Below are 15,208 nucleotides of genomic sequence, written 5' to 3'. Positions count from 1 at the left end.
AACAGGGCAGTCGCCCGCAACCGAGGAAAAAGACCATGGCTTTCAAGACGCGTATCACCGAGATGTTCGGCATCGAAACCCCGATCGTGATGGGCGGGATGACCGGCGTCGGCTATGGCGAGCTCGTCGCCGCGGTCGCGAATGCGGGCGCGCTGGGCTTCATCACCGCGCACATGTATCCGACCGGCCAGGCGCTGTTCGACGAGATCGAGGCGACGCGCAAGCGCACTGACAAGCCCTTCGGCGTCAACCTGACCCTGCTGCCGTCGATCAACCCCATCCCCTATGACGATTATCGCGAGGCGATCATCGCGAGCGGGATCAAGATCGTCGAGACCGCGGGCCGCGCGCCGACCGACCATCTGCCGCGCTTCAAGGAAGAAGGGGTCAGGGTCATCCACAAATGCACCTCGGTCCGTCATTCGGTGTCGGCGGTGCGAAAGGGCGTCGACGTGATCAGCATCGACGGCTTCGAATGCGCCGGACATCCGGGCGAGGACGATGTCGGGCTCGTCGTGCTGCTTCCTGCGACGGTCGACGCGCTTCCCGACACCCCGATCATCGCTTCGGGCGGCATGGCCGACGGGCGCAGCCTGGTCGCCGCGCTCGCGCTCGGCGCCGACGCGGTCAACATGGGCACGCGCTTCTGCGCGACGGTCGAGGCCAAGATTCACCCGAATGTGAAGCAGCGCATCGTCGAGGCGAACGAAACCGACACCGTGCTGGTCGGGCGCACGCTGCGCAATACCGCCCGCGTGGCGAAGAACGCGGTGTCGATCGAGGTCGCCGAAATCCAGCGCGATCCGACCAAGACCTTCGACGACGTAAAGCATCTGATGGCGGGCGTGCGCGGGCGCGAAAATGTCCTGCGCGATGGCGATGTCGACGGCGGCATCTGGACCAGCGGCCAGAGCCAGGCGCTGATCCACGACATCCCCACCTGCGCCGATCTGGTCGCGACCATCATGCGCCAGGCCGAATCCGCACGCGCTCGCCTCGCCGCCTGCGGCCGCTAGACTATCCTCCGGCCCGCTCCGGGCCGGACCCTAGCGGACATTTGAAGGCCTATCCGGCAAAGTCTCCAGATAGTCTGCAATAGCATTCGCTGCCGCTGTCGAGCTTAGGGCGCGCATTCCCCACAAACCCGCCGGTGTACCCGGATTGGGCAAGCCTTCGGCAAATATCCTAGCCGGACGCCTGGTGCGCTTGAAGAGAGCCCCAAAAGAAGCCATGGCTGCTGCGGGATGGCGGCGGACGGGGCATTCGTCATTTCCTTACGGTTAGATGGGTTCGCTTGACATGCTTTCCGCGAAGCCTTCAGAGACGGCCGTGGCTCCCCAGCGAAAGGAATTTCATGCGAAACGCCGTCTCTTTTACCCTAGCCGCCCTGTTATTTTCGTCCGGCACGGCATTGGCCGCGGCCAACGCAAAGCCCGAAACGGTTTTGAAGAGCAAAGGATATGAAAAAGCAGCGGAAATTCTGGACCGCGATCATGACCGGCTTGTCGCGGAGATCGTCAAGCTCACGGAGATTCCGGCGCCGCCCTTCAAGGAAGCCGCGCGCGCAGCCGCCTATCGCGATATGCTGGTGGAGGCCGGCTTGACCGACGTCGAAATCGATCCCGAAGGCAATGTCACCGGCGTCTATCGCGGCACTGGTCCGGCGGGCGGCCCGGTCGTGATGATCGCGGCGCATCTCGACACGGTTTTTCCCGAAGGAACGCCGATCAAGGTTCGCCGCGAAGGCACGCAGCTTCACGCCCCGGGCATCGGCGACGATACGCGCAGCCTGGCGGTTCTGCTCGCCTATGCGCGGGCGATGAAGGAAAGCGGCGTCAAGGTGCGGCAGGACATCGTCTTCGTCGGCAATGTCGGCGAGGAAGGCCCCGGCGATCTGCGCGGCGTCCGCTATATGATGGCCAAGGGCAAATATAAGGATCGTATCAAGACCTTCATCTCGATGGACGGCACCGATCCGGCGCGCATCGTCACCGGCGGCGTGGGGTCGCGGCGCTACCGCATCACCTACAAGGGACCGGGCGGACACAGCTATGGCGCCTTCGGCCTCGTCAATCCGATGGTCGCGATGAGCCAGACAGTCGTCGATTTCTACAGGATTCCGGTGCCCGCGAAGCCCAAGACCACCTATTCCGCCAGCGTCACGGGCGGCGGCACCTCGGTCAATTCGATCCCGAACGAGGTCTTCATGGAATTCGACATGCGTTCGGAAAATCCGGAGGAACTCGCCAAGGTCGAGCAGGCTTTCCTCGCGATCGTCAAAAAGAGCGTCGCGGACGAGAATGCCGCGCGGTCGATCAAGGAGGGGCCGGTGACCGCCGACGTCAAGCTGATCGGCGATCGCCCGGCGGGGCAGACGCCCGCAACCGCAGAGGTCGTTCGCAACGCCGAAGCGATCATCCGCGCCAAGGGCCTGACCCCCATCGCCTCCTATTCCTCGACCGATTCCAATATCCCGATGAGCCTCGGCATCCCCGCGATCACGATCGGTTCGGGCGGACATGCCGAACGCGGCCATTCGCTCGACGAGTGGATCGACGTCGAAAAGACGAAAAGCGTGCACGGCGCCAGCGTCGGCCTCGGCATCCTGCTCGCGACCGCGGGCGTCCAATGATCCGATAAGGCTTCCCCTTCGGCCCTCGCGCCGGAGGGGGACGCAAAAAAGGGCGGGCATCGTGCGATGCCCGCCCTTTTCCTTGCCTATGATCCGGGGGCGATCAGAGGCGGAGCTTGGCGCCGACCGTCACATAGCTGCCGATCGAGTCATAATGGATCGATCCCGCCGGGCTCAGCGGCGGATCGCGGTCGAACAGATTGTTGACGTTGGCAAAGAGCGTGAAGCGCTCATCGACATTCACCTGCGCGTTGAGATCGACATAGACCCGGGCCGAGGTGTCGTTGTTCGCGATGTTCAGCAGATGGTTATACTCCCCGCCGCCGACATAGCGGACGCGCGCCGTGAAGCTCGCGTTATCGCTGCCGTAGGTAACGCTGCCGGTCCCCCGCCAGTGCGGCGTGCCGAAGGTGACGTCGCCGACGTCGCCGGCGCGATCGATGACCGAGATGCCGTCGTCGATCACCACCTTCGACACATAGGTCGCCAGGGCGCGCAGGCGAAGCGTGCCGCCGCCGACCGGCTGCTGATAGCTCGCCTCGATGTCGACGCCGCTGGTCTTGTATTGCGCCAGGTTCAGATAGGTCGAGTTGATCTCGGTCGGGCGGCCCTGACCGTCGCGCGTGATCTGCGAGCAGGCGTTCTGGTTGCCGTTGCCGCACGCGGTGATGACGTCCTGAGCGTTCGGCGAGGTGATCGCGTCGCGCAGCTTGATGTCGAAATAATCGACCGCGAGGTTGAAGCCCGGCAGGAAGGTCGGGGTAAAGACCGCACCGAGCGTCAGCGTGCTGCCGACCTCCGGCTTCAGGTTCGGGTTACCGCCGCCGTAGCGCGTGACGCTGTATGACTGGCCGTTCTCGGACACCGTCGAGAAGGTCGTGGTGCGCGTCGTGAACAGTTCGGCAAGGCTGCCCGAGCGGATGTCGCGCGAGCGCGACACGCGCAGAAGCAGATTGTCGAGGATGCGGTCGGTGGCGCCGAGCTTCCACGACCAGATGCCGCCGCTGGTGCTGTAATGGCTGTAGCGGGCGGCGGCGCTGAAATCGAGCTTGCTGAACGGCTGGTCGAGCAGCGGCACCGCGACTTCGCCGAAGCCTTCCTGCACGTTGAACCCGCCGTCGAGCGGCGAGAAGTTGAAGCGGCTGAACCCGCGCGCCGTCGAAATCGGGTCGATGCTGTTCGTCACCTGCTTTTCCCAGCGCGCCTCGCCGCCGAATGCGACCGAGACCGGGCCGGCCCAGGTCGAGAAGAGGTCGCCGCGCAGGCTGGCGCCCATGCTGTCGAGCTTGGTCGTGTAGACGACCTTGGCGAGGTCGCCGAAAACATAGTCGATCGCGGCGGGATCGGCGCGGCCCGCGCCGAGGATGTTCAGCGGACGGCAGGCGGTGTTCGGATCGGTCAGCGCGACCGCGCAGACGATGTTGTCGCCGACGCGGACCGCGTCGAGCGCCTCGGTCATCTTCGAGCCGACGATCTGGTTGTGATAGCTCTGCATGTTGCGCAGTTCGCCATGGTTGTAATAGGCCGAATAGCGCCACGCGCCGTCGGCGAAGCTGCCGTCGACGCCGATGCCGCCTTCGACATTCTGGCGGTAATAATCGAAGGTGCGCAGGCCGTAGTCTTCGAAGACGCGGCCAATCTTGACCGTCGTCTCCCCCGCGCCGAGTTGGCTGCGGATGCCGTCGAGATAGGGGTTCGAGGCCTTCAGCGTGTAATTGCCATATTCGGCATAGAAGGGATATTTGGCCCAGATGCGGCTATAGAGGCCATCGATCCAGACCGTCGCATCGCCGACCTCGAAGCTGGCGCGGGCATAGCCGTTGACGCGCTGATAGGGGTTGGCGAGCGACTTCTGGTCGCCGATTCCGCGGCCTTCGCCACCGACCATCAGCGTTCCGTCCTGATTGATCATGCTGCCGTATTGATAGGGGCGCAGCGAGCCGTCGGCAGCGAAGGTCATGCCCTTGAGCGCGCCGGTGGTGATCAGGCCGTCGAGGCCCGTATTGGCCGGGTTGACGTCGCGCACGAGGATCTGCTCGGCGCTGCCCGCGGGGGTGAACAGGTCGGCGCTGCCGACATTCTTGCGCGCGTTACGGCTGAGAATGCCATTGTCGTTCTGATATTCGCCGCCGATCATGAAATGGCCGCGGCCGCCGGCGAATTCGGTGCCGAAGCTGCCGTTGATGCTGTAGCGATAGCCATCGCCGCGCGTCGATATGCCGTTCTGGACGCCGAGCTTCAGGCCGGTCAGATTGTCGTCGAGGATGATGTTGACGACGCCGCCGATCGCGCCCGAGCCCCAGGCCGCGCTCGCGCCGCCGGTGACGATCTCGACCCGTTTCACCATATCCTGCGGGATGCTGTTGAGGTCCGACGCGCCGTTGAAGCGGCGGTTGTTGAGCAAGGTCAGCGTGCGGGTCGCGCCGAGGCCGCGAAGGTCCATTGCCGAGGTGCTGGAATTGGTGTTGGCGTTGGTGCTGTTCGGCGACACCGTCGCGCGGAACTGCGGCAGATCGTTCAGCACCTGCGCGATGCTGGGACGCGCGCCCTGCGCCAGTTCGGATTCGCCGACCACGGTGGTCGGGGTCGGCGCATCGAAACCCTTGCGGTCGATGCGCGAACCGGTGACGACGATCGCCGAATCCCCGGTGTCGGCTTCGTCGCCAGCCTCCTGCGCCGCCGCCGCGCCGCTATAGGCCAGCGCGAGCATCAGGCCCATCGCGGCGCTGCCGCTCCTCAACAGGCCTTTCAGCCCGGTCCGGTCGTTACGCATGGATATTCCCCTTTTTGAATGGCGTTGCATGAAATCGGCGGTCAGTCCGCTCGCGTGAAAAGCAGGTCGAAGGCGCGGTTCTCGCCAAAGCGGAGCGCGGTGACGGCGCCCGCAGCGTCGCGCTGGAACTTGACGACGATGCGCGAGGCGCGCGGCGCCGCGGCGCCGGTGAACACGTCGCGATAGGCCGGCGTCAGCATCTGGTCGGCCCAGCGCGGGCCGCTGTAGACAAGCTGGCCGTCGCGGGCCCGAAAGCTGAGGCAGGTTCCGGTTTCGGCCGAGCAGAAGCGCCCGGCATAGGAGGCCGGGTCGACCGCGGTCACCGCCTCGACCTTGCGATAGGGGATTTTTTCTCCCTCGCGCGTTTCGCGGACCAGCGCGCCCTTCGCGCCGAAGGCGAAAATATCCTCGCGCAGCATCCAGCGGCCGGGGCCGACGGGAACGAGCGCGCGGCCATCGGCGCGCAAGCCGCTCTTGCCGTCGGCCTCGAAGCGCAGCGGCGCACCGCTGACGCCGTCGGCATAGAGACCGGTCGGCGCGGCGCCGCGCGGCGCATAGGCCGGTTCGGCGCTTTCGCCCGGCAGGAAGATGTCGGCGGCGGCGCGCCCAAGCACCGGCGTATCGGCATCGCCCGCATTGCAGAGCAGCGACACGGCGAGTTGCTGAGCCGGATAGCGCGCCATCCAGGCGCGATAGCCGCCGGTCGAGCCCGAGTGGCTGACCTCCTGCTGGCCGCGATGGTCGAGGTTCACCAGCGCGAGCGCATAGGCGATCGGCGTGCCGTCATTGAGTTTCGTCGTCTGCTGCATCTGGGCGGTGAAGCCCGGCCCGAAGGCATCGCTGTCGAGCGCCGCCTGCCATTTGACGAGATCGCCGACGGTGGTGAGCAGACCGCCGTTGCCATAGGCGTCCTCGATCACCTGCTCGTTGCGCCAGGCGCCGTCCTCATATTCATAGGCACCGGTGCGGCGGGGCACGATGTCGCCATGATCGTCGCGCCAGCGCGTGCTGGTCATGCCGAGCGGCGCGAAGATGCGGTCGCGGGTGAAATCGGCGAGCGATTGCCCGCTGACCCGGTCGACGACGATCGCCAGCAGATTGTAATTGCTGTTGCTGTAGAGATAATGACTACCCGGCGCGAAATTGAGCTCGGTCTGGCGCGCGGCGATTTTCAGCACATCGTCGTTGTTCGCGGTGCGCGAATTGCGCGGCCATCCCTCGATTGCCGCGACCGATCCCCAATCGCGCAGGCCGCTGGTGTGGTGCAGCATGTGCGCGATCGTCACCGGCGCGGTATAAGCGGGCAATTCGGGAACATATTTGCGGACGTCGTCGTCCAGCGACATCTTACCCTCGCGCACCAGCATCAGGATCGCGGCGGCGGTAAACTGCTTCGAATCCGATCCCGCTTCATAGATGCTGTCGACGGTGGCCGGAACGCCGAGTTCGAGGCTGGCCATGCCATAGCTTCGCATCGCGATCGGCTGTCCGTTTCGCGAGATCGCGATCGAACAGCCCGGCGTATCACCATGCGCCCAGCGCGCGAACAGCGCGTCAAGGCGTGCGCCGGCGGCGTCGGGACTCGCCGCCGGCGCGGCCGCGGCCGATGGCGCTGCGGCCCATAGGGACAAGGTCGCTCCTGCGAGCAGGGGCAGGTTGATCTTCATGTTCCGATTCTCCGTCGGCGCGGCGGGTAAGGCGCGAATGCCGCCGCCTTACCGGGGATCGCTGTCACGAAGCTGACACCAAATGCGAAGGCGCGGCTTTGGCGCAAGGAATGGAAAATTATCGGCCCCAAGCGTGACATTTCCATATGCCGAGATAGAGGCAGACTGTAATTTCCAGTGGAAAGACGAGGAGGCGAAGCGGGATCGGGTCATGCGCGTGCTGTTGGTGGAGGACGATGAGCGATTGTCGCGCGGCATGGCCGCGTCGCTGGAAGCGGCCGGCTTTGCGGTCGATTGTCTGGCGAATGGCGAGGACGCGCTGCAGCTCGCCGACCGCGAACCGTATAGCGCCATCGTCCTCGACCTGGGTCTGCCCGACATCGACGGGCTGGACGTACTGGGGGCGCTGCGCGCGCGCGGGGTCGCGACGCCGATCCTGATCCTGACCGCGCGCGACATGATCGACGACCGCGTTACCGGCCTCGACCGCGGCGCCGACGACTATATGGCCAAGCCGTTCAGTCCGCGCGAACTCGAATCGCGCCTGCGTGCGCTCGTCCGGCGCAGCCAGGGCACGGCCGACCCGGTGCTGCGGATCGGCGCGCTGTCGTTCGACCGGTCGAGCCGCACCGTATCGCTCGAAGGCCGGATCGTCGACCTCCGCCGCCGCGAACTGGCGGTGCTCGAAACGCTGATGGGACGCCCGGGCAAGGTGATCCCGAAAGAAAGGCTGGCGGCCGAAGTCTTCAATTTCGAGGATGCGGTCACGCCCAACGCGCTCGAAGTCTATGTCGGCCGCTTGCGCCGCAAGCTGCAGCCGTCGGGCCCTGCAATTCGCACCGTCCGCGGGCTCGGCTATATGATCGAGACCGATTGAACCGATGCGCCGCCTGCCCCCTTCGCTGCGCTTTCGCCTGACCGCCGCGGTCCTCCTGCCGCTCACCGCGCTCGTGCTGTTCTTCGGCATCATCACGACGCTGGTCGCGCGCAACAATGAGGCCGATACCGTCGACCGGGTGCTGATCGGATCGGTGCGCACCCTGAGCCTCGCCTACAACAGCCCGGCGAGCGACCGCGAGCGGCTGGTGCCGCTTGCGGTTCACCTGCTGAAACGGCGCGCGCGGCCGGTCGTCCACTATAGCGTCTGGCGCGGCGACCGGCTGATCGCGGGCGATGCGGCGCTACGCCCGCCCGCCGACTATAGCCCGGTCGGCGACGGCACGATCGACCGTCACCCACCGACCACCTTCACCAACGCCTATCGCCGAAACGAGCTGGTGCGCGGCTATCTCGATCCCGCCGACGCGCGCGAGGTGACGCAGGCCGCCTATCTGCGCGATGGAACATTGCATGGAAAGCCCGCGCGGATCGCGATGGAAATCCGCCGCGCGCATGGCGACGACCGGCTGATCGCGATCCAGATCGCCGATTATGTCGACGATCGGCTGGCGCACGAACGCGCCTTCCTGCACCAGGTTCTGATGATCGGACTGACGGCGCTGGTCGTCACCGGCCTGCTGTTCTGGCTGGCGATCCGCTGGGGTCTGCGCCCGCTCGCCACGCTGACCGGACAGGTCGAGGCGGCCCGGCGCGCTGCCTCTCCCTCGGTCCGGCTCGACGCGGACGAAGCGACCCCGACCGAAATCCGCCCCTTCGTCGCCGCGTTCAACGGGTTGATGGCGCGGCTGGAGCGCGCGAGCGAATCGCTGCGCCAATTCACCTCAAACGCTTCGCACCAGATGCGCACGCCGCTGGCGGTCGCGCGTGTGCAGCTCGACGTGCTCGAACGCTATGGCCCTCAATCGCGGCAGGGCCAGGCGGCGCTGACCGATATTCCCCACGCCCTCGACACGCTCGAGCAACTGCTGCGTCAGTTGATCGCGCTCGCGCGGAGCGAGGATCAGGGGACGATATCGGTGCAGCCGTTCGACCTTGCCGACATCGCTGCCGGCGTGACCGGCGAGCGCGCGGCGCAGGCGTCGGCCGACCGGGTCATCAGCTATGAAAAGGAGGGCGAGGGTCCGGTGATGGCGATGGGCCAGCCGACGCTTGCCGCCGAACTGATCGGCAATCTGCTCGACAATGCGATACGCTACAGCCGTCCGGGCGGGATGGTCTCGGTCCGCCTGACGAACGGTGCGGACGGACCGCTGATCGAGATCGACGACGACGGCCCCGGCATTCCCGAACAGGAGCGCGAAAAGGTGTGGGATCGCTTCTATCGCATCCGGGGACGCGGCCAGCCGCCGGGGACCGGCCTGGGCCTGCCGATCGCGCGCGCGCTGGCGCAGCGCATGGGCGCGGAGATCGAGCTGGCCGATGGCCGGACGGGGCGCGGGCTGTGCGTGACGGTGCGATTTCTTCGCGCCGATTGACCTGTGACAGGTTGGTGTCAGCGCCGCCGCCTATTCGCTGTCGCTTCACATCAGGGGAGCATCAGCATGTCGATCCATTTCGCCCGTCCCTTTGCCCGCTCCGGGGCGCTGCGTCTTCTGGCGCTCACCGGGTCCGCCGCGATCGCGCTGGCCGGACTTTCGGTTCAGGCCCAGCCGCGTGGCGGCGAAACGCTCGAAACCGCGCCGGTCCCCAGCACGCCGATCGCGGGCGATTTCAGCCTCGCCGCCGTCGGCGACCTCATCTATCTGCGCCCGATGCTGGCGACGCTCGAAAAGCAGGCGCCCGATATGCTCCGCATCCTGCGCGGCGCCGACGTGACCTTCGGCAATTTCGAGACGACCGCGCTCGACCTTGCGACCTTCAAGGGATCGCCGCAGGCCGAATCGGGCGGCACCTGGATGCTTGCCGACCCGGGCGTGCCGAAGGAGGTCGCCGCCATGGGGATCGACATCGTCGGCCACGCCAACAACCACGCGACCGACTGGGGTGTCGAGGGGATGATCGAGACGCTGAAGCTGCTCGATGCCGCGCATCTGGTGCGCGCCGGAACCGGTCGCACGATGGCCGAAGCGCGCGCGCCCGCTTATTATGACGGACCGCAGGGGCGCGTGGCGCTGGTCTCGGCGACGACGACCTTCACGCCCATGTCGCCCGCGGCCGATCCGCTGGGCCGCGTGCCCGGCCGCCCCGGCGCCAATACGATCCGCAGCACCGAGGTCGGACAGGTCTCCGAGGCCGACCTCGCTGTGCTGGCCCGCATCACCGGCACGAAACCGGGCGCGCCGGTGCGGATCAAGGGCCGCGACTTTCGCGCGGTCGAGGCGCCGACCACCCCGATGACGATCGGCTATGACCTCAACCCGAAGGATCTCGCCGCCAATCTGCTCGCGGTGCGGCAGGCGAAGCAGAACGGCAATTTCGTCGTCTTTTCGCTGCACAACCACGAACCGGGCAACGCCAGCCAGACCCCCGCCGACTTTGCCCCCGGCCTCGCCCACCAGATCATCGACGCGGGCGCCGACGTCTATATGGGGCACGGGCCGCACCAGCTTCGCGGCATCGAGATCTACAAGGGCAAGCCGATCTTCTATTCGCTCGGCAACTTCGCGATGATGAACAATTCGCTCGACGACGTGCCCGCCGATATGTTCGACCAGTTCGGCGTCACGCCGGGCAGCGTCACGACCCCCGAGCTGCTCCAGGCGCGCAATGCGAAGAGCTTTTCCGATCCCAATCTTTATGAATCGGTGATCGCGACCACCCATTTTCGCGACGGACGGCTGACCGAGGTGCGCCTCTATCCGATCGACCTCGGCGTCACCGCGACCGGTGCGGCGCGCGGGGTGCCGCATATGGCCGACGCCGCGACTGGCGCCCGCATTCTCGAACGGCTCCAGCGGTTGTCGGAGCCTTTCGGCACGCGCATCGACATCGTGAAGGGCGTCGGCATCATCCGCGTCGCCGCGAACTAGGAGGGGGCGGCCGAAGCCGCTATAACCGCCGGCAAACACAGGACGGTCGAAAAGGAGCAGCAATTGCGGACAGCCGATTTTCTGATCGTGGGCGGCGGCATCGCCGGGGTGTCGGCCGCCGCGCGGCTCGCCCCACAAGGCCGGACCCTCCTGCTCGAAGCCGAGGACAGCTTCGGCTATCATTCGAGCGGCCGGAGCGCGACCTATTATCATTTCGGCATCGGCAAATCGGTCGTGCGCGGCATGACGGCGTTCAGCCGTCCTCATTTCGAAACCGTGGGCGCGAACGGCACCGCGCTGTCGCGCTCGTCCCCCGCGCTGTTCATCGCGCCGCCGGAGATGCTCGCCGGGCTCGACGCGCTCGAGGCGGAAATGCGACCCTATAGCGACGGGCTCGAACGCCTCGACGCCGATGGCGTGCGGGGCATCGTTCCGGTTCTTCGGTGCGGTGGCGACGGGATCGCTGCCGCCGTGATCGACCGCACCGCCCGCCGCCTCGACAGCGAAGCGCTGCAGCAGGATTATCGCGCCGCGATCAAGCGCGCGGGCGGCCAGTCGATCGCAGGGGCGCGCGTCGTCGCGGTCGCACGCGAAGGGGCAAGCTGGGTCGCGACCACCGCGGCCGGCGACCGGTTCGCCGCTCCCGTCCTCGTCAATGCGGCGGGCGCCTGGTGCGACGAGGTCGCACGTCTGGCAGGCGTCGCGCCGCTCGGCCTGCAGCCGCTGCGCCGGACGATCATCGTCTTCGACGCGCCGCCGGATCAGGAGATCGGCGACTGGCCGTTCACCAAGACCGCGGTCGACGATTTTTACATGCTGCCCGAATCGGGGCGGCTGCTCGCCTGCCCGGTCGACGAGGTTCCGAGCGAGCCGACCGACGCCCAGCCGGAGGACTATGACATCGCTCTCGCAGCGGCAAAGGTCGAACATTATACCTCGCTCGCCGTCCGGCGGATCAGCCATAGCTGGGCGGGGCTGCGCACCTTCACGCACGACCGCGTTCCGGTCGCCGGCTTCGCGCCCGATGCGGAAGGTTTCTTCTGGCTGGCGGGTCAGGGCGGCTATGGTCTGCAGACCGCTCCCGCGATGGCTGCCGCAACGGAGTCGCTGATCACCGGCGGCAATTGGCCGACCGGCCTGGCCGATTGGGGTGTCAATCAGGCCGATCTTGCTGTGGAACGCCTCCAGATCGGCAAAGGGTCGGCGTAGACAAGTAACCTCTATCCCATCGGCGACGGCCCAGGAATGACTTCAAACGGCTTTATAGGCGGCAAGTTCCGCGATTTCGTCACCCCGCACATGGAGGATCTTCCGAAGCCGGATTGAATTGCCGTTAAGACGCACCCTCTCCTTGGCGGTTCGTCTGGGAAGGGCCGCTGGCGACCGCGCAGGAGCTGCAGCGCGCCCGGCAGTGCGCTAAAATCTTCCAGTCGAAAAAGGGGAGATCGGTACGGTTAAGTCTTTGGAAAAAGTTGGGCGCTCGGGGATGTCAAATAAAACTATCTTTATCCGGCAAATTCGCAGCAGATCGCTCGAACACCGGCAAGCCATGGAACTCCTCGCAAGCGCCGGCCTCGCAGGCCAAATGATTTCCGTCCTGCGGCAAGAATTGGATTCGATGGTCCGCGTGATCTATCTGCTCACGCAGGACTTGGCGCGCCGAGAACTTCTAATCGATGCCTCAGTTCGGGGAGAAAAATGGACTCAACAGTCCTCGCGAGCGAAGGTTACAGACCGAGAAATGGTCGATCTTGCGGACGCCCTCCAAGGATGGACTCGATCCGTCTACAAGTTCGGCTGCGCGTTCATCCATCTATCGAATCTTCATGATTACAATGATCGAGACCCGCTTCTGCATCTACCAGATGACGAGCGAAACGACGTTTTAACGCACTGTCGGTTCTATCATGGTGGCCCTTCGCCAGACGCCGAGACATTCGAGGGGCTAGTGCCATACCTGCCGCTCATTTTTGAAAAGATAGTAGGCAATCTCGAATGCTACGTGGAGCATCTTGAAAATGATGAGGTTCTTGCGCCTCGCTACGTCTAACCCGGCTCTGGGCGCGCTTGGTGGAATAGGCCGACTGACTGCCGTGACGCTCGAGATTTCAGGTAAAAGGTAGCTTTGTGCGTTTGCTACCTAATACCGAAGTTTTGGACCCGCGAGGATTCTAACCTATTTTCCTTAAAGTGTTGATATAAATCATAATTACATGAAATTATCGTCAAATAATTTATCAATACCCCCACTCATACCCTCACCGCCTATTGGATGGACACGAACGAAAGCAGATAAAGACAGTCAGCGCGGCGGTTCGCCATAAATTACTGCCTCGCATGATCTTATTATCCCTTTCAATGAAATCCGTGCCTTCCCTTGGCGACGCCAGCCCCACGCGAAAAGGGCGAGGATGCGGATAGCACTCTCGAAAAACAGTGGAATTGTGTGGGTTTTATGATCGAAATTTCCAAGAGCGGTCTAATCGCACCCTCGAAACGCGGCGGAAAATCACCATGCACCCGTGCGTGAGGTGTGTATCCAGATTGTTGGCTCGATGCGTAGCATCGCAGCCCCTTGAATGACCTTTCCGCCTGCCGCCCGTCAGCTCGCGTCGATTTTCTGGCCCCCGACAAAAATTCTCCCTAGACCCGCAGCCGCGTCATACGTTTTTCTAATCAGAACAACGAAGGGACGAGAATTTGCCGCCCGACGAGGGACAATCCGGCAATCAACTGGATCAGCGCTGGAGGCCGGCGCTGATGGCCTTTTTCCTGCGCCGCGTTCAAAGCTATGCCGAGGCGGAGGATTTGACGCAGGAGGTCTTCGCCAGGCTGCTGGTCGGGAAAGGAACGACGGATCAACCCGATGTCTATGTTTTTCGCACCGCGCAGAATTTGCTGGTAGATCGCGTCCGCAAACTCGTTGTGCGTCAGCGCTATCGCGAAACCGCGCTTACCGAACCGGAGCGGGAATTCGACGTTCTCGATCCGCACACCATCACCGCCAGCCGCGAGGAGATGGCGGTTTTCCTATCTGCCCTCGCGACTTTGCCGGAGCGCACACGCACCATGTTCATCCTCTATCGGCTCGAACATCTGAGTCAGGACGACATCGCCGCAACGTTCGGCATCTCGACAAGCGCGGTCAAGCAACAGATCGCCAAGGCGACCGCGTTGTTGACCAAACAGATGCAGGGTGCGCAATGAGGGCCGTGCAAGACGATATCCAGCCCGACCGTCACGAAGAAGCGGCGCTCTGGTGCATGAGCCTCGCCGAAGGGCAATTGCCGCCCGGCGAGCGCGAAGCCTTCGATCGCTGGCTGGGGGACGACCGGAATGCCGCCGCATTTCAGGCCGTCGTTCGCACATGGAAAACGGCCGACAGCGCGGGCCGCCTTCCCGAGGCGATCGGGATGCGCAGCGCCGCCCTCGAAAGCTATCGCAATGCCAATCGCCGGCGCTGGACGCGGCGCCTTGGTGCCCGATCCTGGTGGGCCGGCGGGATCGCCGCCGCGCTGGTGCTGGCGGTGACGACCCTGTTCATGCTGGGCGATTCCACCCGGCCCTATCAGACCGAGGTCGGCGAACGCCGCGTTGCGCTTCTGAGCGATCAATCCAGACTATCGCTCGATGCCGACAGCCTGGTCGAAGTCGGCATGGGCGATAAGCAGCGCGAACTGACCCTGGTTCGCGGCCGCGCGAAATTCGATGTGGCGAAAGACCCCTTGCGGCCCTTCACCGTCGTCGCGGGCGACAAGATGGTGGTGGCGACCGGAACCTCGTTCAGTGTCGAGATGATCGGCAAGGAAGTGCGCGTTCTGCTCTATCATGGACGGGTATCGGTTCTGGATCGCACCGCGCCGGCGCCCGCCGGAAAGGAACTGCAACTCAGGCCGGGTCAGGAGATGATCGCTCCGGTCGGTGCGGGCGGGCCGCCGACGCTGGTTTCCTTCGATCCGGAACGATCGACATCATGGGAATCGGGGCAGTTGAGTTTTGGCGATGAGCCGCTGGCGCTCGCCACGGTGCGGATGAACCGCTATTCCAACCGCAAGCTGGTGCTCGGCGATGCGAAAGTGGCGCAGGTTCGGGTCAACGGCGTGTTCACGGCGGGCGACACCGCGGCCTTTGTCGAAGGCGTGACGGGGATGAACCCGGTGCGCGCCGAATATTCGCCCGGCCAAATCACCCTGAAAAGCTTGCCAGAAAAAAAGTGAGGGCACGCGCTATCCCTGCGGTGAGGCGGCACGTTTTACCCTGAGACGGC

The 15,208-nt window shown here is 64.8% G+C and carries 11 protein-coding genes; 9 read left to right on the top strand and 2 right to left on the bottom strand.

Annotated features, from left to right (window positions below):
- Positions 1-35 precede the first annotated feature (35 nt).
- Both VHO04_RS08020 and VHO04_RS08015 read left to right on the top strand, forming a co-directional pair.
- Complete coding sequence (locus tag VHO04_RS08020) at positions 36-1,016, top strand: nitronate monooxygenase family protein (protein WP_329627831.1); 981 nt, start codon at positions 36-38, stop codon at positions 1,014-1,016.
- A 428-nt stretch (positions 1,017-1,444) separates the two neighbouring features.
- Positions 1,445-2,632, top strand: coding sequence for a M20/M25/M40 family metallo-hydrolase (locus VHO04_RS08015; protein ID WP_329627830.1), 1,188 nt, complete (start codon positions 1,445-1,447; stop codon positions 2,630-2,632).
- Positions 2,633-2,735: 103 nt separating this feature from the next.
- On the opposite strand, the gene VHO04_RS08010 is transcribed toward VHO04_RS08015, so the two are convergent.
- Both VHO04_RS08010 and VHO04_RS08005 read right to left on the bottom strand, forming a co-directional pair.
- On the bottom strand, positions 2,736-5,405 hold the full coding sequence (locus tag VHO04_RS08010; protein ID WP_329627829.1) for a TonB-dependent receptor plug domain-containing protein: 2,670 nt from the start codon (positions 5,403-5,405) through the stop codon (positions 2,736-2,738).
- A gap of 41 nt (positions 5,406-5,446) precedes the next feature.
- Complete coding sequence (locus VHO04_RS08005; protein ID WP_329627828.1) at positions 5,447-7,072, bottom strand: serine hydrolase domain-containing protein; 1,626 nt, start codon at positions 7,070-7,072, stop codon at positions 5,447-5,449.
- Positions 7,073-7,283: 211 nt separating this feature from the next.
- On the opposite strand from VHO04_RS08005, the gene VHO04_RS08000 reads away from it, so the two are divergent.
- From VHO04_RS08000 to VHO04_RS07970, 7 genes are all read left to right on the top strand, one after another.
- Positions 7,284-7,949 carry a response regulator transcription factor gene (locus VHO04_RS08000; RefSeq protein WP_329627878.1) on the top strand — a complete coding sequence of 222 codons (666 nt, stop codon included), beginning with the start codon at positions 7,284-7,286 and terminating at the stop codon, positions 7,947-7,949.
- A 4-nt stretch (positions 7,950-7,953) separates the two neighbouring features.
- Entirely contained in the window at positions 7,954-9,447 is a 1,494-nt protein-coding gene (locus VHO04_RS07995) for a sensor histidine kinase (protein WP_329627827.1), read from the top strand.
- Positions 9,448-9,513: 66 nt separating this feature from the next.
- The gene (locus tag VHO04_RS07990) at positions 9,514-10,941 is read left to right on the top strand and encodes a CapA family protein (RefSeq protein WP_329627826.1); all 1,428 of its coding nucleotides are present in this window, start codon (positions 9,514-9,516) and stop codon (positions 10,939-10,941) included.
- Positions 10,942-11,004: 63 nt separating this feature from the next.
- Entirely contained in the window at positions 11,005-12,150 is a 1,146-nt protein-coding gene (locus VHO04_RS07985; protein WP_329627825.1) for an FAD-dependent oxidoreductase, read from the top strand.
- 340 nt (positions 12,151-12,490) lie between these two features.
- Positions 12,491-12,991: a hypothetical protein gene (locus VHO04_RS07980; protein WP_329627824.1), complete on the top strand. Its 501-nt coding sequence runs from the start codon at positions 12,491-12,493 to the stop codon at positions 12,989-12,991.
- Positions 12,992-13,641: 650 nt separating this feature from the next.
- The gene (locus tag VHO04_RS07975) at positions 13,642-14,148 is read left to right on the top strand and encodes an RNA polymerase sigma factor (protein WP_067106010.1); all 507 of its coding nucleotides are present in this window, start codon (positions 13,642-13,644) and stop codon (positions 14,146-14,148) included.
- Positions 14,149-14,153: 5 nt separating this feature from the next.
- Positions 14,154-15,158 (top strand): FecR family protein, encoded by a 1,005-nt coding sequence (locus VHO04_RS07970; protein ID WP_329627823.1) that lies wholly within the window; start codon positions 14,154-14,156, stop codon positions 15,156-15,158.
- The last annotated feature ends 50 nt before the right edge of the window (positions 15,159-15,208 follow it).

Source organism: Sphingopyxis sp., assembly GCF_036261875.1.
Taxonomy (GTDB): domain Bacteria; phylum Pseudomonadota; class Alphaproteobacteria; order Sphingomonadales; family Sphingomonadaceae; genus Sphingopyxis.
The sequence above is the reverse complement of the archived record's forward strand: the minus strand, read 5'-3'. Positions and strand labels throughout refer to the sequence as shown.